Annotated in this window: 27 protein-coding genes and 1 tRNA gene; 13 read left to right on the plus strand and 15 right to left on the minus strand. The window is 45.4% G+C overall.

From position 1 onward, the window contains the following. Positions 1-260 precede the first annotated feature (260 nt). Positions 261-836, plus strand: a complete 576-nt coding sequence (locus tag K0I73_RS01525) for a HupE/UreJ family protein (RefSeq protein ID WP_220062804.1) — start codon at positions 261-263, stop codon at positions 834-836. Between the two features lie 30 nt (positions 837-866). On the opposite strand, the gene ric is transcribed toward K0I73_RS01525, so the two are convergent. From ric to prmA, 4 genes are all read right to left on the minus strand, one after another. Continuing rightward, on the minus strand, positions 867-1,574 hold the full coding sequence (gene ric, locus K0I73_RS01530) for an iron-sulfur cluster repair di-iron protein (RefSeq protein ID WP_258405253.1): 708 nt from the start codon (positions 1,572-1,574) through the stop codon (positions 867-869). Positions 1,575-1,899: 325 nt separating this feature from the next. Further along, complete coding sequence (fis, locus tag K0I73_RS01535; protein ID WP_011864135.1) at positions 1,900-2,205, minus strand: DNA-binding transcriptional regulator Fis; 306 nt, start codon at positions 2,203-2,205, stop codon at positions 1,900-1,902. Between the two features lie 17 nt (positions 2,206-2,222). Continuing rightward, complete coding sequence (gene dusB, locus K0I73_RS01540; protein WP_220062806.1) at positions 2,223-3,191, minus strand: tRNA dihydrouridine synthase DusB; 969 nt, start codon at positions 3,189-3,191, stop codon at positions 2,223-2,225. 151 nt (positions 3,192-3,342) lie between these two features. After that, positions 3,343-4,224 (minus strand): 50S ribosomal protein L11 methyltransferase, encoded by an 882-nt coding sequence (prmA, locus tag K0I73_RS01545; RefSeq protein WP_220062807.1) that lies wholly within the window; start codon positions 4,222-4,224, stop codon positions 3,343-3,345. Between the two features lie 345 nt (positions 4,225-4,569). On the opposite strand from prmA, the gene K0I73_RS01550 reads away from it, so the two are divergent. The 5 genes from K0I73_RS01550 to K0I73_RS01570 all read left to right on the plus strand — a co-directional run bounded on the left by K0I73_RS01550 (position 4,570) and on the right by K0I73_RS01570 (position 9,877). Next, on the plus strand, positions 4,570-5,292 hold the full coding sequence (locus K0I73_RS01550) for a fumarate reductase cytochrome b subunit (RefSeq protein WP_220062808.1): 723 nt from the start codon (positions 4,570-4,572) through the stop codon (positions 5,290-5,292). 152 nt (positions 5,293-5,444) lie between these two features. Then, a complete protein-coding gene (locus tag K0I73_RS01555) occupies positions 5,445-6,116 on the plus strand; it encodes a fumarate reductase cytochrome b subunit (protein WP_220062809.1) in 672 nt (223 codons plus the stop codon). Positions 6,117-6,137: 21 nt separating this feature from the next. Next, positions 6,138-8,144, plus strand: coding sequence for a fumarate reductase flavoprotein subunit (locus K0I73_RS01560; RefSeq protein ID WP_220062810.1), 2,007 nt, complete (start codon positions 6,138-6,140; stop codon positions 8,142-8,144). Then, positions 8,141-8,872 carry a fumarate reductase iron-sulfur subunit gene (locus K0I73_RS01565; RefSeq protein WP_220062811.1) on the plus strand — a complete coding sequence of 244 codons (732 nt, stop codon included), beginning with the start codon at positions 8,141-8,143 and terminating at the stop codon, positions 8,870-8,872. Before K0I73_RS01560 ends, K0I73_RS01565 begins: the two co-directional genes overlap by 4 nt. Positions 8,873-8,971: 99 nt before the next feature. Continuing rightward, positions 8,972-9,877 carry a LysR family transcriptional regulator gene (locus tag K0I73_RS01570; protein ID WP_220062812.1) on the plus strand — a complete coding sequence of 302 codons (906 nt, stop codon included), beginning with the start codon at positions 8,972-8,974 and terminating at the stop codon, positions 9,875-9,877. Positions 9,878-9,948: 71 nt separating this feature from the next. Here K0I73_RS01570 and rho read toward each other — a convergent pair whose 3' ends face one another. Then, positions 9,949-11,214 (minus strand): transcription termination factor Rho, encoded by a 1,266-nt coding sequence (gene rho, locus K0I73_RS01575; RefSeq protein ID WP_220062813.1) that lies wholly within the window; start codon positions 11,212-11,214, stop codon positions 9,949-9,951. A 231-nt stretch (positions 11,215-11,445) separates the two neighbouring features. Then, on the minus strand, positions 11,446-11,772 hold the full coding sequence (gene trxA / locus K0I73_RS01580) for a thioredoxin TrxA (protein ID WP_220062814.1): 327 nt from the start codon (positions 11,770-11,772) through the stop codon (positions 11,446-11,448). A gap of 171 nt (positions 11,773-11,943) precedes the next feature. Between trxA and rhlB the strand changes: the two genes are divergently transcribed. Both rhlB and K0I73_RS01590 read left to right on the plus strand, forming a co-directional pair. Then, the gene (rhlB, locus tag K0I73_RS01585) at positions 11,944-13,251 is read left to right on the plus strand and encodes an ATP-dependent RNA helicase RhlB (protein WP_220062815.1); all 1,308 of its coding nucleotides are present in this window, start codon (positions 11,944-11,946) and stop codon (positions 13,249-13,251) included. Further along, positions 13,252-14,193: a Ppx/GppA phosphatase family protein gene (locus K0I73_RS01590; protein ID WP_220062816.1), complete on the plus strand. Its 942-nt coding sequence runs from the start codon at positions 13,252-13,254 to the stop codon at positions 14,191-14,193. Between the two features lie 306 nt (positions 14,194-14,499). Here K0I73_RS01590 and K0I73_RS01595 read toward each other — a convergent pair whose 3' ends face one another. Then, complete coding sequence (locus tag K0I73_RS01595) at positions 14,500-15,036, minus strand: DUF6568 family protein (protein WP_220062817.1); 537 nt, start codon at positions 15,034-15,036, stop codon at positions 14,500-14,502. A gap of 306 nt (positions 15,037-15,342) precedes the next feature. Further along, positions 15,343-15,921, minus strand: a complete 579-nt coding sequence (locus K0I73_RS01600) for a nucleoside triphosphate pyrophosphohydrolase family protein (RefSeq protein WP_220062818.1) — start codon at positions 15,919-15,921, stop codon at positions 15,343-15,345. Between the two features lie 362 nt (positions 15,922-16,283). Between K0I73_RS01600 and nhaC the strand changes: the two genes are divergently transcribed. Next, a complete protein-coding gene (nhaC, locus tag K0I73_RS01605; protein WP_220062819.1) occupies positions 16,284-17,783 on the plus strand; it encodes a Na+/H+ antiporter NhaC in 1,500 nt (499 codons plus the stop codon). Between the two features lie 47 nt (positions 17,784-17,830). On the opposite strand, the gene fre is transcribed toward nhaC, so the two are convergent. Beyond that, on the minus strand, positions 17,831-18,529 hold the full coding sequence (gene fre / locus K0I73_RS01610) for an NAD(P)H-flavin reductase (RefSeq protein WP_220062820.1): 699 nt from the start codon (positions 18,527-18,529) through the stop codon (positions 17,831-17,833). 142 nt (positions 18,530-18,671) lie between these two features. Next, entirely contained in the window at positions 18,672-20,153 is a 1,482-nt protein-coding gene (gene ubiD / locus K0I73_RS01615; protein ID WP_220062821.1) for a 4-hydroxy-3-polyprenylbenzoate decarboxylase, read from the minus strand. Between the two features lie 167 nt (positions 20,154-20,320). Here ubiD and K0I73_RS01620 point away from each other — a divergent pair, with 167 nt between their 5' ends. From K0I73_RS01620 to K0I73_RS01630, 3 genes are all read left to right on the plus strand, one after another. Continuing rightward, entirely contained in the window at positions 20,321-20,818 is a 498-nt protein-coding gene (locus K0I73_RS01620; protein WP_258405254.1) for a hypothetical protein, read from the plus strand. A 71-nt stretch (positions 20,819-20,889) separates the two neighbouring features. Beyond that, positions 20,890-21,576, plus strand: a complete 687-nt coding sequence (gene yjjG / locus K0I73_RS01625) for a pyrimidine 5'-nucleotidase (RefSeq protein WP_220062822.1) — start codon at positions 20,890-20,892, stop codon at positions 21,574-21,576. Between the two features lie 207 nt (positions 21,577-21,783). Continuing rightward, positions 21,784-21,874, plus strand: a tRNA-Ser gene (locus K0I73_RS01630). Between the two features lie 167 nt (positions 21,875-22,041). On the opposite strand, the gene K0I73_RS01635 is transcribed toward K0I73_RS01630, so the two are convergent. Next, complete coding sequence (locus K0I73_RS01635) at positions 22,042-22,908, minus strand: AraC family transcriptional regulator (protein ID WP_258405255.1); 867 nt, start codon at positions 22,906-22,908, stop codon at positions 22,042-22,044. 269 nt (positions 22,909-23,177) lie between these two features. Between K0I73_RS01635 and cyaB the strand changes: the two genes are divergently transcribed. Beyond that, positions 23,178-23,732: a class IV adenylate cyclase gene (gene cyaB, locus K0I73_RS01640; RefSeq protein ID WP_258405256.1), complete on the plus strand. Its 555-nt coding sequence runs from the start codon at positions 23,178-23,180 to the stop codon at positions 23,730-23,732. 87 nt (positions 23,733-23,819) lie between these two features. Here cyaB and K0I73_RS01645 read toward each other — a convergent pair whose 3' ends face one another. The 4 genes from K0I73_RS01645 to hslV form a co-directional block, all read right to left on the minus strand. Continuing rightward, on the minus strand, positions 23,820-24,254 hold the full coding sequence (locus K0I73_RS01645) for a DUF3859 domain-containing protein (protein ID WP_220062825.1): 435 nt from the start codon (positions 24,252-24,254) through the stop codon (positions 23,820-23,822). A gap of 34 nt (positions 24,255-24,288) precedes the next feature. Beyond that, on the minus strand, positions 24,289-24,678 hold the full coding sequence (locus K0I73_RS01650; protein ID WP_220062826.1) for a gamma-butyrobetaine hydroxylase family protein: 390 nt from the start codon (positions 24,676-24,678) through the stop codon (positions 24,289-24,291). Between the two features lie 119 nt (positions 24,679-24,797). Further along, on the minus strand, positions 24,798-26,123 hold the full coding sequence (gene hslU, locus K0I73_RS01655) for an ATP-dependent protease ATPase subunit HslU (RefSeq protein ID WP_220062827.1): 1,326 nt from the start codon (positions 26,121-26,123) through the stop codon (positions 24,798-24,800). Between the two features lie 54 nt (positions 26,124-26,177). Continuing rightward, positions 26,178-26,702: an ATP-dependent protease subunit HslV gene (gene hslV, locus K0I73_RS01660; protein WP_220062828.1), complete on the minus strand. Its 525-nt coding sequence runs from the start codon at positions 26,700-26,702 to the stop codon at positions 26,178-26,180. Positions 26,703-26,775: the final 73 nt, after the last annotated feature.

Raw genomic sequence — 26,775 nt, forward strand, 5'->3', positions numbered from 1 at the left:
GAACTTAAACTAGGGATAATTGAGTTGCTCAAACTTCGTATTAACCCTCTATTTTTAGTGTATGAACTTATACCTTTGAGTTGAAATAACTGCGCAGAGGTTAAGTTATCTAGAGGTGTTCCACCTCCCAATCAGAGTTCAGATCAGTTAAGCATTGACCAAGCTTATCTTTAGTCACTCATTTCTTGTTCAGTATCACAGTCAAACTTTCATTTATATCTTATTGTTACATTTTCAATTTCAAGGAATGAGACCTACAGATGTTTAAAAGAGCCATAGCGTTAGCGTTGCTTTGCTGGACCAGTCCCGTTTTCGCCCACGGTATAACGAGTGGTGCTGGCTTCATCACAGGACTTAATCACCCAGTATTAGGTTTTGATCATCTACTTGCCATGTTGAGCGTTGGCTTGTTGAGTACTCAACTTGGGGGTAAGGCTATCTGGCGGGTGCCCCTAGCTTTTATGGCATTTATGCTGGTCGGTGGCGTGCTTGGACTGTTTGCGATTGAGGTGCCTTTTGTCGAAATAGGCATTGCTTTGTCTGTGTTGTTGTTAGGCGGTGCTATCGCTTTAGAGAAGCGAATTCCGACCTTGGCCGCGATGGCTTTTGTCGGGCTTTTTGCTATTTTTCATGGCCATGCCCATGGGGCCGAAATGCCCGCTCTGGCTAGCCCAGTGCTTTATGCATTAGGGTTCTTATCTGGTACTGCGTTGATCCATATTTGCGGGGTAGCACTGGGTGTTATCATGCAAAATATCACAGCAAAACTGCCGGTTACCCGTGTTGTCGGCGTTGCCATAGCCGCAACTGGCGGCTATTTGCTGATGGGATTTTAATTTCTTAGTACCGATTTTTGCTAATGAATATCACTGCGTTAGTGTAAGTGCCTGAGGAAATAGCAGATTGTTTTCTAAGTATATGTGTTGCTTTAGGTCGGTCTCAAACTCTGCTAGGGTGGCATAACAGACACGCCATGTGGTGCAGGCATGCGCTGGCGGTTGGAAGTCATTAGTGATTTCGCGGATTTTTTCTAAAATCTGTAATGCATCATCATGTTCATACAGCATGGCGTCAATAGGATTACCGATATGGCCGAAACAATTTTGCATTTCAACTTGATTGTATAGTCCTAGAATCGCCGGGAACAGTATCTGTTCCTCTTTCATTAGATGGGGCATTAAATCCTCCACTAATACGCGGATCCAGCCGGCTAATGGGTTTATTTCATCATGGCTTTCACCATGAGCACGGACCATCTTTTGGCTATATTCAATTAATAGTGGTGCTTTTTCTCTAACGAAGCTGTGATGGGTCGCTTCTATGTAGTTTAGTAAATCTGGTATTGGTAACTGATCTAATCCTTGCTGTTTTTCGCCTTGAGCATCTAGTTGCATTAATGCTTCAACAAGCCGTGCTTCATCGGCATCAAAACGTTTAATCGCGCGTTCTAGTGATATTCCCCCGCCACAGCAAAAATCGATACCGTACTGGCTAAATAGGTGGGCACTGCGAAAATCGTTGGCAACAATTTCACCAACGCGAGAGGCAAGTAGGCGTTCTTTCGCTTGAGACATGTGGGGCTCCAGTAATAACATGAGATTAATTTGTTGAGATAAAGCAATATATTATTTGTATGTTTTGTTTGTCTCAATGATTACTTGAGTAAAGTGCTCGGGTAATCACACTTTTCGCGATAAAACTCCCCTTTAGACTAATTGGTATTATAGCTAGGGTGCTATATAGGGTGAGTGCTTCAAATCATAACAATAAGGCTTTTGCAGCTAGTCATGCTTTATTGGTTTTAGGGGGGCATGAGTGAATTGGCGGTAACCTGTAATGCAAAACGGGCTTTCCATTGCTGGAAAGCCCGTTTCAATACAACATGTTAAGATATGAGTCTTAGTTCATGCCATATTTTTTCAATTTCTTGCGTAGCGTACCACGGTTGATACCTAGCATGTTGGCAGCGCGAGTTTGGTTGCCACGAGTGTGTTGCATGATGATATCTAGTAGAGGTGCTTCAACTTCACATAACACCATTTCATAAACTTCTTCAGCTTCTTGGCCGTCCATTTGAGCGAAAAAGTTAGTTACTGCGCGCTTTACAGCGTCACGTAATAGCTGAGGCTTGATAGTTCCGTTAGCGGTTTCGATTTTGCCTACGGTAAGCTGATGAGCTTCTGGTTGAGTTGTCTGATCAAACATTCGTATTCTGCTCTTTATTAATTCTGTACTAATTCATCAAAATAACGTTCCAATATGGAACATTGTTCTTCAACAGTTTCCAGCCGATTAAACTCGGCTCTAAGTTGTCTCTGCGCTTCTTGGCTCAGATACCATCCAACATGCTTTCTGGCGATACGTAAACCTTTGTATTCACCATACAGTGCATATAAGTCTTTGAGGTGTTCCTGCATCACTTGACGCATTTCGTCCACTTCAATGGGCGCTAGCTTATTACCTGTTTCCAAGTAATGTTGGATTTCTCTGAACACCCAAGGCCGTCCTTGAGCGCCTCTCCCAATCATTAGAGCATCTGCGCCAGTATGATCGAGCACAAAACGTGCTTTTTCTGGGGTGCAGATATCTCCGTTAGCAACAACTGGAATAGAGACATTCTGTTTTATAGCGGCAATTGTGTCGTACTCAGCATTCCCCTTGTACATGCATTGTCTCGTGCGACCGTGAACGGCTAATGAGGCAATGCCACAATCTTCGGCTATTTGGGCTATATGAACACCGTTACGATGTTCTGGTGCCCAACCTGTGCGAATTTTCAGTGTAACTGGGACATCCACTGCGGCAACGACAGCTTGCAAAATCGCTTTTACTTGCTCTGGTTGCTGTAGTAGCGCCGATCCAGCCAGCTTCTTATTCACCTTTTTTGCAGGACATCCCATATTGATATCGATGATCTGTGCGCCTTGTTGTACGTTGACAACGGCGGCATGGGCCATCATATCGGGATCTGCACCTGCAATCTGTACTGAGCGAATCCCATCTTCACCAGCGTGTGCCATGCGCTGACGGCTTTTATCCGTATCCCAAACATCAGGATTCGATGAAAGCATCTCTGATACGGCTAAGGCTGCGCCATAGCGTAAGCAGAGATTTCGAAAGGGTTGGTCGGTGACTCCTGCCATAGGAGCCACGATCAGCTGATTTTTCAGTTGATAGGGTCCAATCTGCATTTATCATTACACCTTGCGCTTCAAAGGGGCGCTATAGTACGCCTTTTTCAAGCCTGTGAAAAGGTCAATAAATGACCTGAGAGCAACTTTTTTACTTGACTTTTGCATGTTGAGAAGTCAGTGGCGGCCTTGAGGCCGCTGGCTTTTACTGTTATTTACGGGTGCCTGTCAAGCGACTCCAATCTTCTTTGTGAGCGGGCGCGTCCATGTCAAACCACTGGGCATAGTGTTGACTAATTTCATCTGCTTGCTCTTTGAGTAAACCTGAAAGCGCGAGCAAACCACCCGGTTGCACCTTTTCAGCAATTAGCGGGGCTAGTTCTCGAAGTGGTCCCGCTAAGATATTGGCGACTAAAACTTCTGCTTTAAGATCGGCTGGTTGATCTTCGGGCAGAAACAGTGCGAGTTTATCTGCGACACCATTGCGTTCGGCATTTGCTTTAGAGGCATCGATAGCTTGATAGTCGATATCAATGCCTGTCACTTTTGAGGCGCCAAGTTTTAATGCCGCGACCGCAAGGATGCCTGATCCACAGCCAAAATCGATCGCTTCTTTGCCTTCAAGATCGAGTCCATCTAGCCATTCTAAACACAGCGCCGTGGTTGGGTGGGTGCCAGTACCAAAGGCAAGCCCTGGATCGAGCATGACATTGACCGCTTGTGGGTCTGGCACTTCACGCCAGCTAGGACAGATCCATAGACGATGACCAAATTGGATTGGATGGAAGTTGTCCATCCACTCACGTTCCCAGTCTTTATCTTCGACTTGCTCAATTTTGTGGCTAAAGTCTTCTCCTATGTATGGTTGTAGCTTTAGCATTTCAACGATAGGAGCCAGATCATAGTCGGCTTCAAATAGGGCGGTTAACACTGTGTGGCTCCATAGTGGGGTTTCGCCCAAGCTTGGCTCATAAATAGGCGTGTCTTTACCATCTTCATAGGTAATAGACAGTGCACCAAAATCCATGAGCAAGTCGCTTAATTGGTCGGCATGTTGGTTATCGGTATCGATTTTTATCTGGATCCAGGCCATGGGATCTTCTCTCTTAGGTCATTAATGGCGTTATTGTAAACCATGCGGCAACTAAAGGCAGAATGATCTGTTATCGATATTTACAGTCTTTTGAATAGAGCTGTAGATTCAACTGGTTATCTCTTGAATTTGGTGCTAGTTGTTTTGTTTGAATTGACCATTTAAATACATGATTAATATTGGTAAATTGGCTTTACCTCCGTTTCTATTTTTGCGATTGTTTGTGATCTTTATCAAATGTTTGCACTGCTATTGGTGAGGCATATCACGCTTTGCTTGCCTGATGATTTTATGGTTTTCGCTTACTGCTATGGTGTAGATCCCGACACTAGGCGCTGAATTAAAATGAATCCAAAAAGCATGCAATCTCATCATACCCATTACGCTTCGCTTGGAAGCCCATGGTCTGCTCTGGCCGATAAACTGCAGAGTGCGACTGGCATAATGCTTGGTTGTTTTTTACTGGCTCATCTTCATTTTGAATCGAGCATCTTGCTCGGTAAGGAAGCCTTTTACCATGTAGTGCAGTTTCTTGAGGGAGGCATGTTTAGTTCGACGGGTCATGGTATGCCAGTCGTGACCAAAGTTTTTTCTATTTTTATTATGTTGGTCGTTATTATCCATGCTGCGGTAGCATTGCGACGTTTCCCTGCTCAATTGGGTCAGTGGCGAGCACTAAGACGTCATATGCATGGTATTAGTCATAGAGACAGTCACGCCTGGTTTTGGCAGCTGGCGACGGGATTTATTCTATTTTTCTTAGCGCCTGTACATATTTTTACCATGATCACTAATCCCGAAATAGGCCCCTATCTATCGGCCGAAAGGGTATATCACGCCAACGCTTGGTTGTTGTATGTGCTGTTGCTGCCTGCTGTCGTGATCCACGCCATGATAGGTTTGTATCGCGTTACGGTGAAATGGGGCTTTACTGCCAATCGTAGTGGAGTGAGAAAGATAGCCAAGTTTTTGATTATCTACCTGATTACTATTGGGTTACTGAGTTTGTTTTCTTACATCATGATTGGACGTGAGCTGACACTACCTATCACACCATTCGTTCCCTAATTGTGGTCTACACTCTGTAGATTAGCATTTTGTGAATTATCAGGTGGTGTTTTGATCTATCGCACGGTTTTTATTGGATTTGTGAGCGACATTAGCATTAAGTGTTTTCATATATTGTGTAAACCGCGTCGCCTACCCAATAGGGAGAAAATATGTCGTTGACTCGTAATAAATATAACTTAAGTGGTTGGCTCGATATAAGTCAGAGTCTTACGGGCGTTATTTTGACGCTGTTTTTATGGACACATTTAGTCTTGGTGTCGTCGATTTTACTTGGTGGCGATGCAATGACCATGGTAGCAAAAACCATGGAGCTGAGTTTTTTAAGCGCTGATGGTCATGGTTATCCTTGGATAGTGTCGACAATTGCCGTTGTTGTAGCAGGATTAGCACTTATTCACGTGTTGGTTGCTGCCCATAAGATGCCGCTTAACCTTGCTCAGCAACGGGCACTGCGCGAGCAGATGAGTGTCATCCATCATGACGATACCAAGTTGTGGGTGTGGCAAGCCATTACAGGGGTAGGTATTTTTCTATTATTACCTGTTCATTTATGGCTAATAGGCAGTGCGCCAGAAACGATAGGCCCGACAGGCAGCGCCGAGCGTATTTGGAATGATGGTGTGTGGATGGTGTATGTGCCATTACTGTTCTGTGTCGAGCTTCATGCCGCCATAGGCATCTATCGAGTAGCGATTAAGTGGGGAGCCGAAAGAGCGCTTAACAATAGATCGCGGATTAAAAAAATAAAAACCATCGTAAGTATTGTATTTGTGGTGATTGGCATTGCGTCATTGCTGGCCTTTCTTCCCTATGCGAGTTGATTCCCTAGTTAAGGAGCAAGTGTGAAACTGATATATACCGATTCTTTAGTGGTTGGTGCGGGGCTCGCAGGTCTGAGAGTCGCCATAGCATCAAAAGAGCGAGGATTAGATACTGTCGTCCTCTCCCTTATTCCTGCAAAACGTTCGCATTCAGCAGCAGCACAGGGCGGCATGCAGGCTAGCCTAGGTAATACAGTGAAGGGGATGGGTGACGATGAAGATGTCCATTTTCAAGATACAGTAAAAGGATCGGATTGGGGCTGTGATCAAGAGGTCGCACGTATGTTTGCTCATTGTGCACCGAAAGCGGTGCGCGAACTCGCAAACTGGGGCGTGCCCTGGACTCGGGTGACTAAAGGCCCAAGAGACGTTGTAGTCAATGCGGAAAAGGTTACGATCGAAGAAGCGGAAGAAGCGCATGGGTTAATTAATGCCCGTGACTTTGGTGGTACCAAGAAGTGGCGTACCTGCTATACCGCCGATGGAACGGGGCACTCGTTGCTATATGCGGTCGATAATAAAGCCATTTCTATGGATATTCCGGTGCATGAGCGCATTGAAGCATTAGCGCTTATTCATGATGGTAGTCGCTGTCATGGTGTGGTCGCCCGCTGTCTTATTACTGGTGAGTTAAGGGCTTATATCGGCAAATCGACGACTATCGCTACTGGCGGTTACGGTCGTATCTATGAGGTGTCAACTAACGCGATCATCTGTGAAGGTATTGGTCAGGCGTTAGCCCTTGAAACCGGCGTCGCTAAGCTTGGCAATATGGAGGCGGTGCAGTTTCATCCCACTGCCATAGTGCCCGTAGGGATTTTAACCACAGAAGGTTGTCGTGGTGATGGCGGCTTATTACGTGATAAAGATGGTCACCGATTTATGCCCGACTATGAGCCAGAGAAGAAGGAGCTTGCCTCTCGTGATGTGGTATCACGGCGTATGACTGAGCATATTCGCAAAGGTAAAGGCGTCGATAGTCCTTATGGACCGCATTTATGGCTCGATATTACCTTGCTTGGACGTAAGCATGTCGAGACTAACTTGCGTGAAGTAAAAGAGATTTGCGAAAACTTTTTAGGGATAGATCCTGCCAAAGATTGGATTCCCGTGCGTCCGACTCAGCATTATTCAATGGGAGGGATTCGTACCGATGCCACTGGTCAAAACCCTCAGCTTAAGGGGTTATTTAGCGTCGGTGAGGCCGCTTGTTGGGACATGCATGGATTTAACCGCCTGGGTGGAAATTCGCTGGCTGAAACCGTGGTAGGTGGGATGATCATCGGCAAATATGTCGCCGATTTCTGCGAGCAAAACACCTTAGAGATCGATACTGCGTTGGTGGACAAATTTGTTACTCAAGTTCGCAGTGAAATTGATGATTTGGTTGAAGGTCAGGGCAGCGAATCCGCTTTTGATATTAAGCTTGAGATGCAGCGTATCATGATGGATTACGTGGGTATTTTCCGCAACGGCCCCGAATTACAAAAGGCGGTTGAGCAATTACAAGCCCTGTTGCTGCGTTCACGTAATATCGGCCTGACTTGTAAAAAACGACATGCCAACCCTGAGCTAGTCGAAGCTCTAAGAGTTAAACGTATGCTTAAGGTGGCGCTCACGGTTGCCTGCGGCGCTGAGGCGCGTACCGAAAGTCGTGGTGCTCATGCTCGTGAAGACTTCCCGCAACGTAATGATAAAGAGTGGCTCAATCGAACCCTCTCTAGTTGGCCAAATCATGATGCCACCCTGCCCGAGCTTGATTATGAGCAACTTGATGTGATGAAGATGGAGTTGCCACCGGGATATCGTGGCTACGGGATCAATAATGCGATTGCACACCCAGACACAGAGAAGCGTGAGCAGCAGATCACTGAAATATTAAGTGGCTTAGGGGATGACGCCGATCGTTATGAACGGCAGCGGGCGATAATGCCTTTTGATGTTCCGCCTTCATTAAAAGAGAAAAATGAGCGTTTACACGATAAGCAGCTTAAAAATAGTCAACAGCTTGGAGATAAAAACCAATGAGTCAGGGGCGTACATTAACCTTTAATATCTTCCGTTATGATCCGCAAGAGCCTGACGATAAACCGAAGATGGTCAAATACCAGCTTGAAGAAGCGCCAGGTATGACGGTATTTATCGCCCTTAATATGCTCAGGGAAAAACAAGATCCCTCATTGCAGTTTGATTTTGTCTGCCGTGCTGGGATTTGTGGCAGCTGCGCCATGGTGATCAATGGTTATCCAACATTGGCGTGCCGTACACTCACCAGCAAATACCCTAAAGGTGAGATCACCTTGATGCCACTGCCCGGATTTGAGCTAATAGGCGATCTTTCGGTGAATACGGGTAAGTTTATGCGTGAACTCGCCGAGCGCTTGAAGTTATGGCTACACCCAAAAACTGATGAAATAGATATTCATCGCATCGAAGCGCCAATGGCACCTGAAGAGGCGGCCAAGCTTTATGAGCTTGAACGCTGCGTCGAGTGTGGCGTATGCGTCTCGGCCTGTGCGACAAAACAGATGCGTGATACCTTTGTGGGGGCCGTTGGGATGATGAAAATTGCCCGCTTTGAACTCGATAGTCGCGACGCCCGTAGTGTCGAAGATTTTTACCATGTTATCGGTAATCAAGATGGCGTATTTGGCTGCATGACCCTGCTCGGTTGTCAGGATAACTGCCCCAAAGATCTGCCTCATATGCAGCAAATTGCCTATCTACGCCGTAAGATGGCTACCGCTTTAGTTTAGTTTTTATGTCCAAATAACCAAGCCTGCGAAATGCAGGCTTTCTTTTTATATCGATAAAATTTAGCATGCATAAATCGCCGTTACTCGAATGTCCTACTGATGCAATTAGCTGACTTAATTTTGTTTGTACGTGTTGCCGATTGTGGCAGTTTGACTGCGGCGGCAGTTGAGTTAGATATCTCTACAGCCGTTGCAAGTGCAGGGCTTAAACGGCTAGAAAAGCAACTTGATACCGTGCTGTTCATTCGTAGTACTCGAAGTTTACGTTTAACTGCAGCAGGTGAGCGCTATCTTAGTTATTGCCGATCCGCGCTAGAAGATCTTCGTTTAGGAGAGCAGGCGCTGGCGAGTATAAAAGATAAGATTACTGGTACATTGAGTCTCGCATTGCCGTCTGATGCAGGGCGTAACTTTATTCTGCCTTGGCTCGACATGCTCATGGATGAACATCCGCAGTTGCAGTTAAGGCTGCATTTATCCGATAGTTTGACCGACTTTTACCATGATAAAATTGATGTTGCGTTGCGTTCAGGTAACCCCAAAGATTCCAGTTTAGTTGCGTTTAAGATCTGTTCTGCAAAGCGGGTCTTATGTGCTTCTCCAGGCTATATAGATAGATATGGTAAGGTGGAAACTCTAGCGGATTTAGAAAAGCACAACTGCTTGTTTTTCATGTTAGATCAGCGAACTCACGATCAATGGTGCTTCTATCGAGATCAACAAGTACATAAGGTACGTGTATCGGGAAATCGTATCTGTAATGATGCTGAAGTTGCCAGAAAATGGGCGCTTGCTGGAAAGGGCGTTGTTTACAAATCTTCTGTAGATTTAGCTGAAGATTTAGCTAGCGGTAGTCTAGTACCAATGCTAACGCAGTACAGTGGTGAAAGCGCAGATCTCTATTTGGTTTGTCCTGGTCGTCAACATGTTACGCCGCTTGTTCTACTGCTGCGGGAGCATTTACGCAAGTTGTGCAAGCAGAGGATTGCTCACTTTGGGCAATAACAATGACCGCTTACACTCATAAAAAATGCCGCTAATTAGCGGCATTTTATTAAGTATCGATAATCTATTACTTAGCTCTTAGCGCGTTTCATCGCTGTAAAGAACTCATCGTTGGTCTTGGTCATAGCCAGCTTATCGATAAGGAATTCCATACCGCTCACCTCATCCATTGGATTAAGGATTTTACGTAGGATCCACATCTTTTGTAGCTCATCAGGTGTGGTGAGCTTCTCTTCACGACGAGTACCAGAGCGATTAAAGTCGATCGCTGGGAAAACACGTTTCTCAGCGGCTTTACGAGAAAGGTGTAACTCTTGGTTACCTGTACCTTTAAACTCTTCGTAAATCACTTCATCCATTTTCGAACCTGTATCAACCAATGCTGTTGCGATAATGGTCAAGCTGCCGCCGTGTTCGATGTTACGTGCCGCACCGAAGAAACGCTTTGGACGATGTAGTGCGTTAGCATCGACACCACCAGTAAGAACCTTACCTGATGATGGGATAACTGTGTTGTAAGCACGTGCAAGACGGGTGATAGAGTCAAGCAAGATAACCACGTCTTTCTTGTGCTCAACTAATCGTTTAGCTTTTTCGATAACCATTTCTGCAACTTGTACGTGACGGCTCGCTGGTTCATCGAAGGTAGAAGCAATAACTTCGCCTTTCACCATACGTTGCATTTCGGTTACTTCTTCTGGACGCTCATCGATTAGCAGCACCATCAATACCACTTCAGGATTGTTGTAGGCGATGCTTTGCGCCATATTCTGAAGTAGTAGTGTTTTACCTGCTTTGGGCGGCGCTACGATCAAGCCACGTTGGCCTTTACCAATGGGTGAACACAGATCTAGGATTCGAGAAGTAATATCTTCAGTTGAACCATTACCACGCTCCATACGCATACGTTCTTCGGCATGCAGAGGGGTAAGGTTTTCAAATAGGATTTTATTACGAGAGTTTTCTGGCTTATCGAAGTTAACTTCGGTCACTTTTAATAGGGCGAAATAACGTTCGCCCTCTTTTGGTGGACGAATCTTACCGAAGATGGTGTCACCTGTACGCATGTTAAAGCGGCGTATTTGGCTTGGCGACACATAGATATCGTCAGGACCTGCTAGGTATGAACCATCAGAGCTACGAAGGAAGCCAAAGCCATCTTGCAGAATCTCTAAAACACCACCACCGAAAATATCTTCGCCGCTTTTTGCGTGGGCTTTAAGGATTGCGAAAATGATGTCCTGCTTGCGAGCGCGGGCCATATTTTCTAGCTTCATGTCTTGGGCAAGTTGTACTAAATCTGAAATCGGTGTGTCTTTTAATTCTGATAAATTCATCGTGGTGGGTCTTGTTCTTACGTGACAATGCCATCTTTGATCTACTGATGTGTAACTTTAAGAGTATCGATCGGATAGCAAGAAGTGGGTTAGTTAGAATGAGTCTGGTTATTAAAGTAGCACTAACAAGGCTAATCGTCTAGAAATTTAGTGACTCTGGACACAATTACTTTACAAGGCTGTGTCGAGAGTCACTTTCTATGACCAAAAAGTCACAGTGAACGCAATTTTTTATAGCTGCGCGTCGATAAACTCTTTTAGTTGAGTTTTAGAAAGCGCGCCGACCTTAGTATCTGCAAGCTCACCATTTTTAAACATAAGTAGTGTTGGGATACCACGAACACCATATTTGGCTGGTGAAGCGTTATTTTGGTCAACGTTTAGCTTAGCGATAGTCACCTTGCCTTCATACTCTTCAGCTACGTCGTCTAAGATTGGAGCAATCATTTTACAAGGACCACACCATTCAGCCCAGAAATCAACCAATACAGGGATTTCAGACTTAATTACGTCATTTTCGAAGCTGTCGTCAGTTAAGGTAATAATTTTATCGCTCATGATGTTCTCCAGTTAGGGTGCCATTGCTGGTTTGTTAATGGCTTAACCTGTATATTGGGTCTGAAATTAGCTTTTCAAGATATTTTAGCGGCTTTCAGAACTCTTTTTTCATTAGCCGTTATTTCAAACGATCGAGTTCCTTATTGCAACCCTAACTGGTATGCTTGCGCTATGAGCGAAACACATTTAACAAATCAAAAGTTTGCCGACTTTTCTCTGCATCCAGAGATCCAAAAGGCACTAATCGAAAGCGGCTTTGAATATTGCACGCCTATCCAAGCATTATCATTACCGATTTTACTTCAGCATAAAGATATTGCGGGTCAAGCACAGACGGGTACGGGTAAAACCTTAGCCTTTCTAATTGCCACCTTTAACCACTTACTGACAACTTCTGTTCCCGAAGGTCGTGAAACTAATCAGCCTCGTGCGATTGTGATGGCGCCTACTCGTGAGTTGGCAATTCAAATTGCTAAAGATGCGAATTTACTTGCTAAACATACAGGCCTAAAAGTCGGTATTGTCTTTGGTGGTGAAAGCTACGATGTGCAGCGTAAGGTGCTGGATAAGGGCGTAGATATTTTGATCGGTACAACCGGGCGTATTATCGATTATGTTCGTCAAGGTGTACTGAACGTCAGTTCGATTCAGGCCGTAGTGCTCGATGAAGCCGATCGTATGTTTGATCTAGGCTTTATCAAGGATATTCGCTTCCTATTTAGGCGTATGCCTGATGCTAAGTCACGTCTTAACATGTTGTTTTCAGCGACGCTGTCAATGAAAGTGCAAGAGTTGGCTTATGATCATATGAATGATCCCGAAAAAGTCGAAATTGCACCGAGCGAAAAAACCTCGAAAAATATTACCGAAGAGATCTTCTATCCTTCACAGGAAGAGAAGATGCGCTTGTTGCTAACCTTGATTGAAGAGGATTGGCCTGAAAAAGCTATCGTATTCTCTAACACTAAGCACAGCTGCGAAAATCTTTGGGCACATTTAGAGGGTGATGGTCATCGCGTTGGTTTGCTGACTGGTGATGTGCCGCAGAAGAAGCGTATTCGCATTCTTGAGCAGTTTACCTCTGGCGACTTAGATATTTTAGTGGCAACCGATGTTGCGGCGCGTGGATTACATATCTCTGATGTGTCGCACGTTTACAACTATGATCTTCCAGATGATTGCGAAGATTATGTGCATCGTATCGGCCGTACAGGTCGTGCTGGTCAAAAAGGGATCTCAATCAGTTTCGCCTGTGAAGAGTATGCCCTTAACTTACCAGCGATCGAGAGCTACATTCAGCACTCTATCCCTGTGACTAACTACGATAGCGATGCCTTGCTTGATGATCTTCCACCACCGGTACGAATTCATCGTAAACACACGACACGCCCTACGGGTCGTCCAGGTAGTGGGAAGCCTCAAGGTGGTCGTCCTGGAGCGCGTCCACGACGCCATGATAGGACTCGTAGACACAGCTAAATGAAGCGCTCCAATTCAGGGCCGCTCTACGCAGCCATTACTTTAGGTTCAAATAGTTTCAATATGCTGGTGGCGCAAACCGTCGCCGGCAAACCTAAAGTTGTGGCTAAATATAAGCGTAAGGTTCGATTGGCCGAAGGTATAGGTGCTGATGGTACCTTGAATCAAACTGTGTTCAATCGTGGTTTAGATTGTTTAATGATGTTCTCTTCGATGCTAGATAAGGAGGGGGTTGATCGCGACAATATCGCTGTTATCGCAACCGCCACATTACGTAGCATCAGTAACGCAGAGGCATTTTGCACTGCGGCCTTGCCGATATTAGGTCAACCTATTGAGATCATTTCAGGTTTGCGAGAAGCTGAATTGATCTATCAAGGTATGGTCGCGACAACCTGCGGAGAAGGGCGTCGTTTAGTGATCGATATTGGTGGTGCAAGCACAGAGTTTATTATCGGCGATGGTAATAAGGTGCTGTTAAAAACCAGCTTAGATATAGGTTGCGTGACCTTCAATGACAAATTCTTTAATAGCTTCCCTTTTCAGCAATTAGATTTTGATGCTGCACAAAACCATGTTGAATCCGCTTTAGGGGGTTATCGAGCTCAGTTGCTCGACTATGGCTGGCACTGTGTTGTGGGCGCTTCAGGCGCCGTGCAATCTGTTGTCGAATTGCTTAACGCTCGCGGGTTATCTGAAACGATTACCTCGGCAGTATTACAGCAACTGCGAGAAGAGGTGTTATCGCAAACAGATGTGAGTATGCGAGACGTAGTCGGTCTGCATCAAGAGCGTGCACCAACGTTTGCGGCTGGTATCGCTATTTTGTTGTCTCTATTTAATTTACTACAGATTCAATCACTAAATTTATCTGGCGGGGCGCTTAGAGAAGGCGTACTTCAGTTACTAGCTGAGCGTATTTCTCAGTCTGAATCGGTTTAAAGCTTAACGCAACGAGGCTAAAGTAGAATTATCTCCTAGGTTGTTTGCCTAACACTCGCCCAAAACACGCCTAACAGGCGAGTTTTAGCGCTTTCGATTATGCTCTTCACTCGTTGCAAGCAACAGGATCTTGTATGTTCCCTACATACTTAAGACATTCCCTCCATTCCTGGAAGTCAGATGTTGTGAATCCCCTTATTGCGCGATTAAAGGAATTTAGGAGATGGAGCGGTGACCGAGGATTTCAGTATTAAAAAAGCACTCAATTCTAAGTGCTTTTCTTCTCGGTACAGTCAACTAAGTCTTCTATAGCAAGATTTTAGCTAAATCGATTTCCAGTGAAGTTTCTGGGCGCTCGACGATACGGCCAATCTCTTCACCCTTTTGCATCACGATAAATGTTGGGATGCGGGTGAATTCGTATTGTGCAGCAAGGCCTTCTGGATCTTGTTTCTTACGATCGACGCCAATATAGGTAATCTTGATATTAGGGTTATTTACCTCTTCCATTATACGAATAAAGCGAGGTGTTTCACGGTGGCAATCTGGGCACCAAGTACCGATGATCACTATAATCTCTGTAGGCTCATCAATCGCCTTCAGTGGGGCAGTGGCTGCCGTATCTACTTGGTATGTTTTGTAGCCCTGGCTGAACTCATTAAGTTCGGTGACTAAGGTTTGCGATGCGACTTGGCCTGTTAAAATCACTTCCTGTTTCTCCTCACTACAAGTGGCAATAAAGCCTTCTTGTTTTTCGTCAAAAGCACAACCGCTATTGGCTAGTGCCTGAGTGCTAAAAAAAAGCGCGGTGGTGGCAAGCAACGCTTTAATGTTGTTGGTCATGATATTACCTCTGGCCAGAATAGGAAATGGTAATCGAGTCTCGATTCATATGAACTTATTCAATCATCTAAATCGTTTACAGAATAGCGTTTAACTGAAGAGCTGTTAACTGGATCACTAGATCTAATGGATATAATGAGTGCAGTTCACATCATTTGGCTATTTAGCTTAACTCACGCAGGCTTTAGACGCTTTCTTGTAACATAACCAACATATAATAGACACCCCATTTGAAGTGCCTATTAGGGTCTGTTGACCTTTTAGGGTTGTTTTGCCCGACTTTATTGGCGGTTCTCGTCTAACTCATTAGGCCGCAACTAACTTGTCTAGATCGGCTGGTCGATAGTAGACAGATTTTAGTACTTTGCCTTGTCGAACAACCTTACCCGCCATCTCTACATCTTTTGCGCATTTGGCGATGATAAAATCACCTTTCTGGCTACCGACAATCTCAACGCCTTGCTGTGCATAATGAGCGATGGTTTCTTCTAGCTCCTGTTCGTTGCGGCATACCTTGCTCATATTGCTTGAATGCACTTCATCCCAGCAGCTCACAAAGTCGATATCGCGGTTTTTGGCTACATGGAGCAATAGATCGATTACGTAGCTAATTTCAAGCCGATCCTCGACCCGTTTAGCACCTAGGTGAACCAGGCGACCCATCAATACATAAACCGAGTCAACTATCGCGTCAGCCTGTTCGACACGGCAATCGGCTTCGGCCAGCTCGGTAAGCTCTTCGATGGCTAACGATGTGTGCAATGTATCAGCCTTGTCATCGAGCGTGGTTTCATCCTCATTCGGTAGATCGAAGGTTGAACGGAACTGGTGAATATCATGATATAAATGGTCGTAAAGGGGCTGGTTGAGTGCGGTGAGTTTCATCTGGTTAGGCCTTTGCAGCTAAATTTTAATAGCGGGCAATTCTAATTTAATGGCTGGCGAATTGAAAGCCACAGCCCTGTCTGTTCGGTAATTATCCCCTTGGATTGATTTTGCTAATTTAATTTTTATTTGGCGATTATCGGAATTTACTGCATAAGTAGTGAGATTAAATTAGATTGAGTGCATTTTTAGTCTTTATGCTAGATGGTGACAGCCCAGTAACCTAGGGTTGCCGAGGTCGACGCCTAGACTGAGTTGTTAACTTTGTGTAAAGATGGCAGGCCGTAAAGCCTGATGAGTGGACGCAGATCCGTAATATGAGCTGAACGTAGGAATAGAAATAATTATAATAAGGAATACCCATGACCTCTAATCAGTCTTTGTCTGATAACCCCAAAAAACCGACTCATAAAACCCCAACGTTACTCGATGCCTTAATCCCTTTGATAGCTCTGGTTTGTATGTTGACCGCGTCGGTATACTTATTTTCATCAGATAGCTCCTATGGCGCTAACCAGATCGCGCTCATCATGGCCGCGTGTATAGCCTTGGTTGTTGGGGTGAAAAACGGTTATAGCTGGCAAGAGATGGAAGCCGGGATTATCAAGAGCGTATCGCTGTCAACAGGAGCATTACTCATTTTGTTTTCGGTGGGGTCGCTTATTGGTACTTGGATCTTAGCTGGTACAGTGCCGACAATGATTTTTTATGGCATGAAACTGCTTGATCCTGATTACTTCTATGCTGCCAGCTGTCTTTTATGTGCGGTTGTAGCCCTAAGTATCGGCAGTTCATGGACAGTCGCCGGCACCTTAGGGATTGCACTCATTGGGGTGGCAGGGGCAATGGGCTTAAGCGTCGAAATCACCGCTGGAGCCATTATTAGTGGTGCCTATTTTGGCGATAAGATGTCGCCAATGTCCGATACGACCAACTTGGCTCCAGCCGTGGCAGGCAGTGAACTCTTTAGTCATATTCGTCATATGGTGTGGACTACCACGCCCAGTATTATCATTGCCTTGGCTGGATTCCTATTTTTAGGACTCAACAGTGACAGTGCAGGTGGTGCTAGTGATTTGGTTGCCACTATGTCGCTGCTAGAAGCTCAGTATCATCCAGGGCTTCATCTGTTATTGCCCTTGCTGGTGGTCTTAGTCTTGGCTTACAAGAAGCTACCTGCATTCCCAACTGTCATATTAGGGACGCTGGCTGGTGCAATATGTGCCGTGATATTCCAGTACGATGGGGTGATAAAATTTGTCAGTGACGATAGCTTGCCTGCGATCGTCGCACTACTTAAAGGTGTATGGGTTGCCATGTTCGATGGCTATAAAGCAAATACGGGCGATGCGGTGCTGGATAACCTTCTAAGTCGTGGTGGCATGAGCAGTATGGTCAATACCGTGTGGTTAATTCTATGTGCCATGGCATTTGGTGGCGTGATGGAGAAAACGGGCTTACTTAAACGTCTAATGCAAGATGTGTTAACAATGGTTAAGTCTAGCGGTAGTTTGATCATCACTACTTTAGCGAGTTGTATCGGTGCCAACTTAATTACGGGCGATCAGTTTATTGCGATATTGCTTCCAGGGCGCATGCTTAAAGTTGAATATGAGAAGCATGGCTTAGCGCCAGTGAATTTAAGTCGTGCATTGGAGGATTCTGCAACCATCACTAGTCCCTTGGTTCCGTGGAACACCTGTGGGGCTTATATGGCGAGCACCTTGGGCGTAGCAACGATTGCCTATCTTCCTTTCGCCTTCTTTAACTTAGTCTGTCCTTTTATCAGTGCGGCGTATGCCTATTATGATTTCAAGATTGAACGACTAGAGGGTAGTGAAGGCATGGAGGCCGTGGTTTAAATTGGCTGGTTGAGTCCTGACTACACGTCAGGACTCAATTGACAGTGTTACTTGATGAAGGCAAACGCATCACCGTAGAGGTGTTCCTCTTCAACGCCTATCTCACGGAACACTTCTCGTGCTGCGCCGACCATATCGAAACGCCCTGCGATATAGATGTCATAGCCATTAAGGCTAATAAAATCTCGCTGGATCTGCTCTAGCAGATTGGCCTGTTTACCTTCCCAGTTGGCTGTTGCTTCTTCAACAACGGGCACAAAATGTAGCCAAGGGTAGGCTTGATGCCATTGGCGAGCTATGGTTTCATAATACATCGCATCTTGATTTCGGCAGCCCCAATAGAGGGTGGTTTCTACTGTTTGCCCCAGGGCTATTTGCTGCTCAACAATGCTTTTGATGTAAGAGAAACCAGTGCCGCCAGCGATTAAGAGACGCGGCCTACGGCTTTCGCTGCGTAGGTAAGCTTCCCCTCCTGGTGCTTCGATATCGACATAGTCACTTTGCTTTAGTTTCTCAACCACCTGCATAGGATAGCTTTCGCTGACAGCAGCACCAATGTGTAACTCGATCTCCTCGGCATTAGGTGCTGATGCGATAGAGAAAGGGCGTTTATCTTTTTCACCCATTACGACGCAAAGATACTGACCAGCCTTGAAATCGAAACTGGTTTCTGGAGTTAATGTTACCCGATAAACGGCATCATTAAAGGCGGTAACATGTTCTACTTTACAGCGAATGGTGTTCATTAAGTTTCCTTCTAGACCTCTCTATGGAGGCTTACTTCTGCGTCTAATACTTGACTAATTATATCGGCTATTAAGCGTCTTGGCGCGATTAAAATCAATATGGATAATATTGTAGATTACCTACGCCAAATCTATGTTCTCACTAGAGTGTTGGTGCCTCATCGATGCCTAACTCATCCCAAATCTCGTCGACCTTTTGCTTGACGGCCTCATCCATCACGATAGGCGTGCCCCATTCGCGATCGGTTTCACCAGGCCACTTGTTGGTAGCATCCATTCCCATTTTTGAACCCAAGCCGGCGACGGGCGAAGCAAAGTCTAGATAGTCGATCGGGGTGTTGTCTATCATCACAGTATCGCGTTTAGGGTCCATGCGCGTAGTGATTGCCCAAATGACATCGTTCCAATCACGACAATTGACATCTTCATCGACCACGACAATAAACTTGGTATACATAAACTGGCGCAGGAATGACCAAGCGCCCATCATCACCCGTTTAGCATGACCTGGATATTGCTTACGAATGGAGATCACCGCCATCCGATAAGAACACCCTTCAGGTGGCAGATAAAAGTCGATGATTTCTGGGTATTGCTTACGCAATATCGGCACAAATACTTCATTGAGTGCCACACCTAACATGGCTGGCTCATCGGGTGGACGGCCTGTATAGGTGCTGTGGTAGATGGCATCTTTGCGATGGGTAATATGGGTTACGGTAAATACTGGGAACTCGTCGGTTTCATTGTAATAACCTGTGTGATCGCCGTAAGGCCCCTCTTCAGCCATCTCTTGCGGGTCGATATAACCTTCTAAGATAATTTCGCTGGTGGCTGGCACTTCAAGGTCACAGCTTAGCGCCTTACACACTTCGGTACGCTCGCCACGCAGTAATCCCGCAAAAGCATATTCACTCATGGAGTCGGGTACCGGAGTCACTGCACCTAGAATGGTCACAGGATCGCTACCTAGGGCCACAACCACAGGGTAACGCTCACCAGGGTGTTTCTCTTTAAAATCTTTAAAGTCGAGTGCGCCACCGCGATGGTCAAGCCAGCGCATGATCAGCTTATCTTTGCCTAACAGTTGCTGACGATAGATGCCGAGGTTTTGTCGTTTCTGACGCGGCCCTTTGGTGATGGTAAGCCCCCAAGTCACTAATGGAGCGACATCGCCTGGCCAGCAATGTTGAATTGGCAGTTGAGTTAAATCGACATCATCGCCCGTTAACACCACCTCTTGGCAAGGCGCGTTGCGTATTGTTTTTGGCGGCATATTGAGAGCCTGCTTAAACATTGGGATTTTAGCAATCGCATCTTTAAAACCACGAGGAGGCTCTGGCTCTTTCAAGAAGGCCAATAGCTCGCCTACATCGCGGAGGGCCAGTGGGTCTTCTTTGCCTAAGGCCATGGCGACACGCTTAGGTGTGCCAAATAAGTTGGCTAGCACGGGCATGGATTTGCCAACAGGATTTTCAAACAGTAATGCTGGGCCTTTCGCGCGCAGAACACGGTCGGCGATTTCCGTCATCTCTAAATGTGGATCGACAGCATAGCTAATACGTTTAAGTTCACCATTGCTTTCAAGGTGATCAATGAAACTGCGTAAATCCTTAAAACTCATATGGAAATACTCGTGCTGAGAAAAATGTGATATGGCGCGCACTATACCATTTTTGAGCGCTATTCCCAAATGACTTCATTGGTCAGTTAGTGAGAATAGAGCCTTACTTTGACCCCTAGTGGAATAGGCGTAAACTGGCAAGTATATTCGCGGCGGGAATTGGTGATATGAAGAAGATAAGACAAGCTAAAACGAGCGGGCTGTTTTTGCTACTGAGTATCGGCTTTGGTTTATGTTCTGGCCCTGTGAATGCGTCGGAATTAGCGCGGCATCATGATCGCTTTCAGTGGACCAGTAATGTCTGGGTGCAACCAACATGGAGTTCGAGTTGGGGAGTCGGCTGGCAAAATGGTTATGGTGATCCTTGGCGAGTCGGTATTGGGTTTAATACAGGTTATCCCTATTGGAATCATCATTATCTTCCTTACTGGAGAAACAGTTGGCGTTATCCCTACCGTTATCAATCGCGTGAATATGTAGAACCTAAGCCGCGCGTGATCTCGCCACCGAAGGTTATCACCACTGGCGTTCAGGTCAGCTATGGGATTAAGCGTTTACCCGCCAATGCAAGAGTGAAGCAGAAGAACGGCCGGACCGTCTATGAATGGCAGGGCGTTGAGTATGTTTATGATTGGACAACAGAGCGTTACAAGGTAATAGAGTAAGCTCGCTTGGTTTAGCGCTTACTATTAGAATGAGTTGTTTTGATGGTTGAATTAAAAAGTTGGAGAGCTTGATGAAGTACCAATGGATATTGTTTGATGCCGACGAAACCCTGTTTCATTTCGATGCATTTAAGGGGTTACGTCTTATGTTCTCGCGTTTTGGCGTGGATTTTACTCGTGAGGACTTTGATATTTATCAAACCGTAAATTTACCTCTTTGGGTTGACTATCAAGACGGAAAAATTAGTGCTGCGCATCTACAAGTCACGCGTTTTCAGACTTGGGCTGAAAAACTGAAAGTCAGCGCGCAGCAATTGAACGATGCATTTTTAATGGCGATGGCCGACATCTGTACTTTATTACCAGGCGCTCAAGAGCTAGTTAATGCGCTGCATGGCAAAGTCAACATGGGCATTATCACTAATGGATTCACTGCCCTACAAACCATACGTTTGCAGCGCACCGGTTTATTACATGCTTTTTGTCCCGTAGTGATTTCAGAAGAAGTTGGTGTCGCGAAGCCCGATCTGGCTATTTTTGAACATGCACTCTCTGAGATGAATCACCCAGCCAGAGAACACGTGCTGATGGTGGGCGATAATCCTCATTCTGATATTCAAGGGGGGCTCAATGCGGGTTTTGATACGTGTTGGCTAAATCATAGCAACCAGTTGACACCTGAAGGGATCACGCCTCACTATCAAGTGAGTTCGTTATCTGAGCTACAGAAATTATTGATGGCCAATACTGAAGGCTAAATTTTGGTGTGTAGCAGCTCTTGTGACCTTTGATTGGTTTCTTGCTTGTTTGGCGAAGATCTAATCATTTTGCGCTGTATCTGTGGATACAAAGGTGGTTTTTACAGCATTTAAAGACGAAAAAAGCCTGAATGGATTATTTGTTGCTCAGTTAGTGAAATTTGGGCTTTACATTTACAGGCCATTTCCTTACTATTCTCGGCGTTCGGAGAGATGGCAGAGTGGTCGAATGCACCGGTCTTGAAAACCGGCACGGGTTTATAGCCCGTCTAGGGTTCAAATCCCTATCTCTCCGCCACATTAAGAAAAAAGGCTTCCAGTAATGGAAGCCTTTTTTCGTTTAATTTAATCTCTTTTTAAAAGGCTTACAAAAGCAGCGCGAACTAGGGTTCCTATTGTTTAAAGTCTGCTATCTCAGTGCCACATTTCTGTAAGCCGTCAAACTGCTTCCTATCCAGTAAACGTCTACTTCAACGCAAAATAGATATCGGTTATCAACTCATGTTCGGCCACTTCAGGAAAGAAGTTGTGATATTCAAAGTAGAGTGGAAAGTCTCGCAACTCCTCACCAGTTTGAGGCAGCCATTCACGGTAGAATTGATAAATTTTATCATCCATCTGATCGTGTGGTCCGTGATGGCGAATAACGGCGCAGCGTCCAGCCGGAATGGTTTTAGTGATAATGCCAAATTCATTGGTTGCGACATCTTGCTCAACAGAACCACAGATATCAAAATGAAAATCCTCTGGGGGAACCGTATTAGGGTCGTTATAGGGAATGCCCAGCGTCTTACTCGTAGCGACTGGTGATTCACTGCTTTGTTTACGCCAATCGATGAATTGTTGAATCGATTGATTTAGGAATGTTGGGCTGCCTTGATGTTCAAGTACGGCAATTTTTATCGAATCTCTTTCTGTCAGTTGTACTTTCACTCTATCTCTCCTAGTCAATTTGACCTTAGTGTATTGCTGACTCCATTGCTCCCACTTTGGGGTTAATCGAAATTGCGATGGAGTTTGGTTAAAGGCATTTTTAAACGCACGAGAGAATGATTCACTATTCTCAAAACCCGCATCTAAAGCGATGTCGGTGATCTTGAGTTCAGGGTGAAACACCAATCGATATGAGGCGCGTTTTAGTCGCATCATGGCGATATATTTACCTACGTTTATGCCAGTAAATACCTGGAATTGACGATGGAAGTGATATTTAGAAAAGTGCGCCACTTCACTGAGTTGTTCAAGCGTCAGCGGCTGTTCTAAGTGCTGCGCGATAAAATCGCATACGGCTTCGATACGCTTACAGTATTTTGGGCTAACTTCTTGGTTCATATCCATCTCTCTTCAGGTGAGAGCTCATTGTGAATGCTAGAGGGTCGAGTTACCTGACAGATATTGCTCAATCTGCTTTTCCTAACAGCTTATTTAGAGTAAGTGAGAGTAGGTTAAAAGGACGATAGAATAAAGGCCATAGCCTTGCCAATAGTGTCATATCTGTAACGGAATTGGGTGGTATATGGCTAGCAAGTCGCAAGGATTTCTCTGCAGTTGAGTCAATTGATGCTACCCTAATGCGACCCATTATCTTAAGAGTAGACGTCGTGAGCCATCAACATTTTGAGGGGAAATTTGAGGTTGAATTAAAGTACCGTATCCCATCGAAAACTCAATTTCTAGACACATTGCAGCGTATGCACCATGAAGTGATGCTGCAAGATAACCTAGAGTTTGACAGCTATTTCGATACGCCAGAGCAGCAACTATTAGCCCAAAATAAAAGTCTCTGTATTCGGGAGATGCAGCCGTCGGGGATCAAACTATGGATAGTCAAAGGGCCTGAGGCCGATCGCTGTGAAGCCACCAATATTAGTGATGCTTATAAAGCCATGAGCATGCTGGAGACTCTGGGGTATGTCAGTGTACATAAGATGAGCAAGGTTCGCAGCATCTATTTTGTTGGGGACTTTCATATTACGGTCGATCATCTTGAAGGGCTGGGGGATTTTGCCGAGTTTGCGATTATGACCAATGAGGAAAGCTTGCTTGAGGATTATCGACAGCGGCTATTGAACTTGGCCGCGCAATTTGGCTTAACCGAGCAAGATCGCGAGCATCGTTCTTATCGCGCCCTGCAAAGTGACAAGTTACCGGTATAAATTGATTTTCTTTTGATATTAATACGCTACTGTCGTGGATACACGGATGCTACCGAGCATTTAACCTATAGTGAATAGCTTACACAGTTAGAATCCACGCCGTTTCCAAAATGCCGAAATTTGGCTTTCATCATCTCTTAGATGAACATTGAAGGTTTTTTCGGCGACGACTTTACCTTTTAGTTCAAGAGTCATCCGCCATTTGCCAGTTTTATTATGTTCTGGTGCCCAGATAGTATCACCGAGATAGAATTTCCAGTCGTTAGATTCGATAAACACTTCGCCATCAAATGGCGGGCGAATATTGTCATTATCATCAGGTATATCAGGATGATATATGCAGTATCTCAGCTTTTGATTCTTGGCTTTTTTGATTTGAGCGAGGAAGCCGAACTCTATATCTATCTCAGCTGGGACATGAACCGTTGCCTTAATAAACTTAGGCAGAGCATCACTATCCTCATCCCATTGGCTAAATATCCCCGCTTGTAAGATGGTGACATCGGCATTGAGTTTCGACACGCAGAAGTTTTCCCTTACTTGGCTTAAAACAGGGCTAGTTGTGGTACTTCACCGCCATATCGATCATCGGCTCGCGGCTCGCTTTAGCGGCACGAATTCTCGCGAGATAGTTTTCCCATAGTTCGACCTGATTGGTCGCTAAGTCAAATAACACTTTCCATGAAAATAGGCCGGTATCGTGACCATCATCGAAGACAATTTTAACCGCATAGTTACCCACAGGAGTGATAGCATCGATATTGACGTTTTTCTTATGGGTGACCAATACTGGATTGCCGTGACCGTGGACTTCAGCCGATGGCGAGTAGACTCGGAGCAGTTCACAGCTTAACGTGTATGTGTTGCCATCATCGAAACTGACTTCGAGTAGGCGTGACTTGCGTTTAAGTTTAAGTCCTGTGACCTTGGGGCTTTGAACTGACATCTGATTTGCCTTGTTGTGTTAGCTGTTGTGTTAGCTGCTGTGTTAGATAGAGAAAGCTAATACTCAGTTTTTGTTTATACAAATAGGGCCTAAGTTGATATTTCCTAGGCCCTTGAGCATTACAAGATAAAGCGGCTTAAGTCTTCGTCTTGTACTAAGTTATCGAGGTGAGCATTAACATACTCGGCATCGATAACTGTGTTGCTGCCCGATTTATCAGATGCTTCGAAAGAGAGATCCTCCATCAAGCGCTCCATTACGGTATGCAGACGACGGGCACCAATGTTTTCGGTACGCTCATTCACTTGCCAAGCGGCTTCCGCAATGCGCTCAATACCTGAATCGCTAAACTCGATCTTAACGCCTTCAGTGCCCATCAATGCTACATATTGCTCGGTAAGCGAGGCGTGTGGCTCGGTTAGAATGCGCTTAAAGTCGTTTGCAGAGAGTGCTTGTAGTTCGACACGAATCGGCAAACGCCCCTGAAGTTCAGGAATAAGATCAGACGGTTTTGACATCTGGAATGCACCAGAAGCGATAAACAAAATGTGGTCAGTTTTCACCATACCGTGCTTGGTGGTGACGGTGCAGCCTTCAACTAATGGTAGTAGGTCACGTTGCACACCTTCACGAGAAACATCAGGTCCTGATGACTCACCGCGCTTACAGATCTTATCAATCTCATCGAGGAACACGATACCGTGCTGTTCTACTAACTCGATAGCCTGCTCTTTTAGATCATCTTGATTAACCAGCTTGGCGGCTTCCTCTTCAATAAGCAGTTTATAGGCTTCTTTGATCGACATCTTGCGACGTTTGCTCGCGCCAGGTCCCATGTTTTGGAACATGCTTTGCAGCTGATTGGTCATCTCTTCCATGCCTGGAGGAGACATAATTTCGATACCGACTTGAGGCGCTGCGATATCAATTTCAATCTCTTTATCGTTTAGTTGGCCTTCCCGCAGTTTCTTGCGAAAAACTTGGCGAGTCGCTGAATCATCTTTGCTTTCGCTGTCCCAATCCTCTTTAGGCTTAGGTAAGAGGGCATCGAGAATACGCTCTTCAGCAGCTTCTTCGGCTCTAAATTTACATTTCGCCATCTGTTCTTCACGTGTCAACTTGATTGCTGCATCGGTAAGATCGCGAATGATCTGCTCAACTTCTTTACCAACATAGCCCACTTCGGTGAACTTAGTCGCTTCAACCTTAATAAAAGGTGCTTTAGCAAGTTTGGCTAAACGGCGGGCTATTTCAGTTTTACCCACACCGGTAGGGCCGATCATCAAGATGTTCTTTGGGGTGACTTCTTGGCGCAGATCTTCATTAAGCTGCATACGACGCCAGCGATTACGCAATGCGATAGCAACCGAACGCTTTGCTGCTTGTTGGCCAATGATATGACTGTCCAGTTCATGAACAATCTCTCTAGGAGTCATCTCAGACATAGTTTTCCCTTAATGCATGATGCATAGGTGATTGATTTCGAGCTTAGCTCAAGATCAGTAGTTCAGTTCTTCAATCGTTTTAAATTGGTTGGTGAACACGCAGATATCACCAGCGATGGTTAACGATTTTTCGGCAATCTCTTTGGCGCTAAGCTCGGTGTTTTCTAAGAGTGCAGTTGCTGCTGCCTGAGCAAAGTTGCCTCCTGAGCCAATCGCGATAAGATCGTTCTCTGGTTGTACCACGTCACCATTGCCCGTAATGATCAATGAGCATTCGGTGTCGGCTACCGCAAGTAGGGCTTCGAGTTTACGCAGCACTTTATCGGAGCGCCAATCTTTAGCCATCTCGACAGCGGCGCGCATTAAGTGGCCTTGGTGCATTTCAAGTTTTGCTTCAAAACGCTCAAAAAGCGTAAACGCATCGGCGGTGCCGCCTGCAAATCCAGCTAACACTTTGTTGTGATAAAGGCGTCGAACCTTCTTTGCGTTTCCTTTCATCACTGTATTACCCAGTGATACCTGGCCGTCACCGGCAATGACTACTTGGTTGTTGCGACGTACTGAAACGATTGTGGTCACGATATTTCCTCTTCTCTAGCCGATAGGTAGGAAACCCATCGGTGGACAATGTTTTAGATATGGGGGATAGGAT

This window comes from Shewanella mesophila, from assembly GCF_019457515.1.
GTDB lineage: Bacteria > Pseudomonadota > Gammaproteobacteria > Enterobacterales > Shewanellaceae > Shewanella > Shewanella mesophila.

Coding starts and splice junctions, on each gene's coding strand:
- K0I73_RS01525 (WP_220062804.1), top strand. CDS start 261: ATGTTTAAAAGAGCCATAGCGTTAGCGTTGCTTTGCTGGACCAGTCCC.
- ric (WP_258405253.1), bottom strand. CDS start 1,574: ATGTCTCAAGCGAAAGAACGCCTACTTGCCTCTCGCGTTGGTGAAATT.
- fis (WP_011864135.1), bottom strand. CDS start 2,205: ATGTTTGATCAGACAACTCAACCAGAAGCTCATCAGCTTACCGTAGGC.
- dusB (WP_220062806.1), bottom strand. CDS start 3,191: ATGCAGATTGGACCCTATCAACTGAAAAATCAGCTGATCGTGGCTCCT.
- prmA (WP_220062807.1), bottom strand. CDS start 4,224: ATGGCCTGGATCCAGATAAAAATCGATACCGATAACCAACATGCCGAC.
- K0I73_RS01550 (WP_220062808.1), top strand. CDS start 4,570: ATGAATCCAAAAAGCATGCAATCTCATCATACCCATTACGCTTCGCTT.
- K0I73_RS01555 (WP_220062809.1), top strand. CDS start 5,445: ATGTCGTTGACTCGTAATAAATATAACTTAAGTGGTTGGCTCGATATA.
- K0I73_RS01565 (WP_220062811.1), top strand. CDS start 8,141: ATGAGTCAGGGGCGTACATTAACCTTTAATATCTTCCGTTATGATCCG.
- K0I73_RS01570 (WP_220062812.1), top strand. CDS start 8,972: ATGCAATTAGCTGACTTAATTTTGTTTGTACGTGTTGCCGATTGTGGC.
- rho (WP_220062813.1), bottom strand. CDS start 11,214: ATGAATTTATCAGAATTAAAAGACACACCGATTTCAGATTTAGTACAA.
- trxA (WP_220062814.1), bottom strand. CDS start 11,772: ATGAGCGATAAAATTATTACCTTAACTGACGACAGCTTCGAAAATGAC.
- rhlB (WP_220062815.1), top strand. CDS start 11,944: ATGAGCGAAACACATTTAACAAATCAAAAGTTTGCCGACTTTTCTCTG.
- K0I73_RS01590 (WP_220062816.1), top strand. CDS start 13,252: ATGAAGCGCTCCAATTCAGGGCCGCTCTACGCAGCCATTACTTTAGGT.
- K0I73_RS01595 (WP_220062817.1), bottom strand. CDS start 15,036: ATGACCAACAACATTAAAGCGTTGCTTGCCACCACCGCGCTTTTTTTT.
- K0I73_RS01600 (WP_220062818.1), bottom strand. CDS start 15,921: ATGAAACTCACCGCACTCAACCAGCCCCTTTACGACCATTTATATCAT.
- nhaC (WP_220062819.1), top strand. CDS start 16,284: ATGACCTCTAATCAGTCTTTGTCTGATAACCCCAAAAAACCGACTCAT.
- fre (WP_220062820.1), bottom strand. CDS start 18,529: ATGAACACCATTCGCTGTAAAGTAGAACATGTTACCGCCTTTAATGAT.
- ubiD (WP_220062821.1), bottom strand. CDS start 20,153: ATGAGTTTTAAGGATTTACGCAGTTTCATTGATCACCTTGAAAGCAAT.
- K0I73_RS01620 (WP_258405254.1), top strand. CDS start 20,321: ATGAAGAAGATAAGACAAGCTAAAACGAGCGGGCTGTTTTTGCTACTG.
- yjjG (WP_220062822.1), top strand. CDS start 20,890: ATGAAGTACCAATGGATATTGTTTGATGCCGACGAAACCCTGTTTCAT.
- K0I73_RS01635 (WP_258405255.1), bottom strand. CDS start 22,908: ATGAACCAAGAAGTTAGCCCAAAATACTGTAAGCGTATCGAAGCCGTA.
- K0I73_RS01650 (WP_220062826.1), bottom strand. CDS start 24,678: ATGTCAGTTCAAAGCCCCAAGGTCACAGGACTTAAACTTAAACGCAAG.
- hslU (WP_220062827.1), bottom strand. CDS start 26,123: ATGTCTGAGATGACTCCTAGAGAGATTGTTCATGAACTGGACAGTCAT.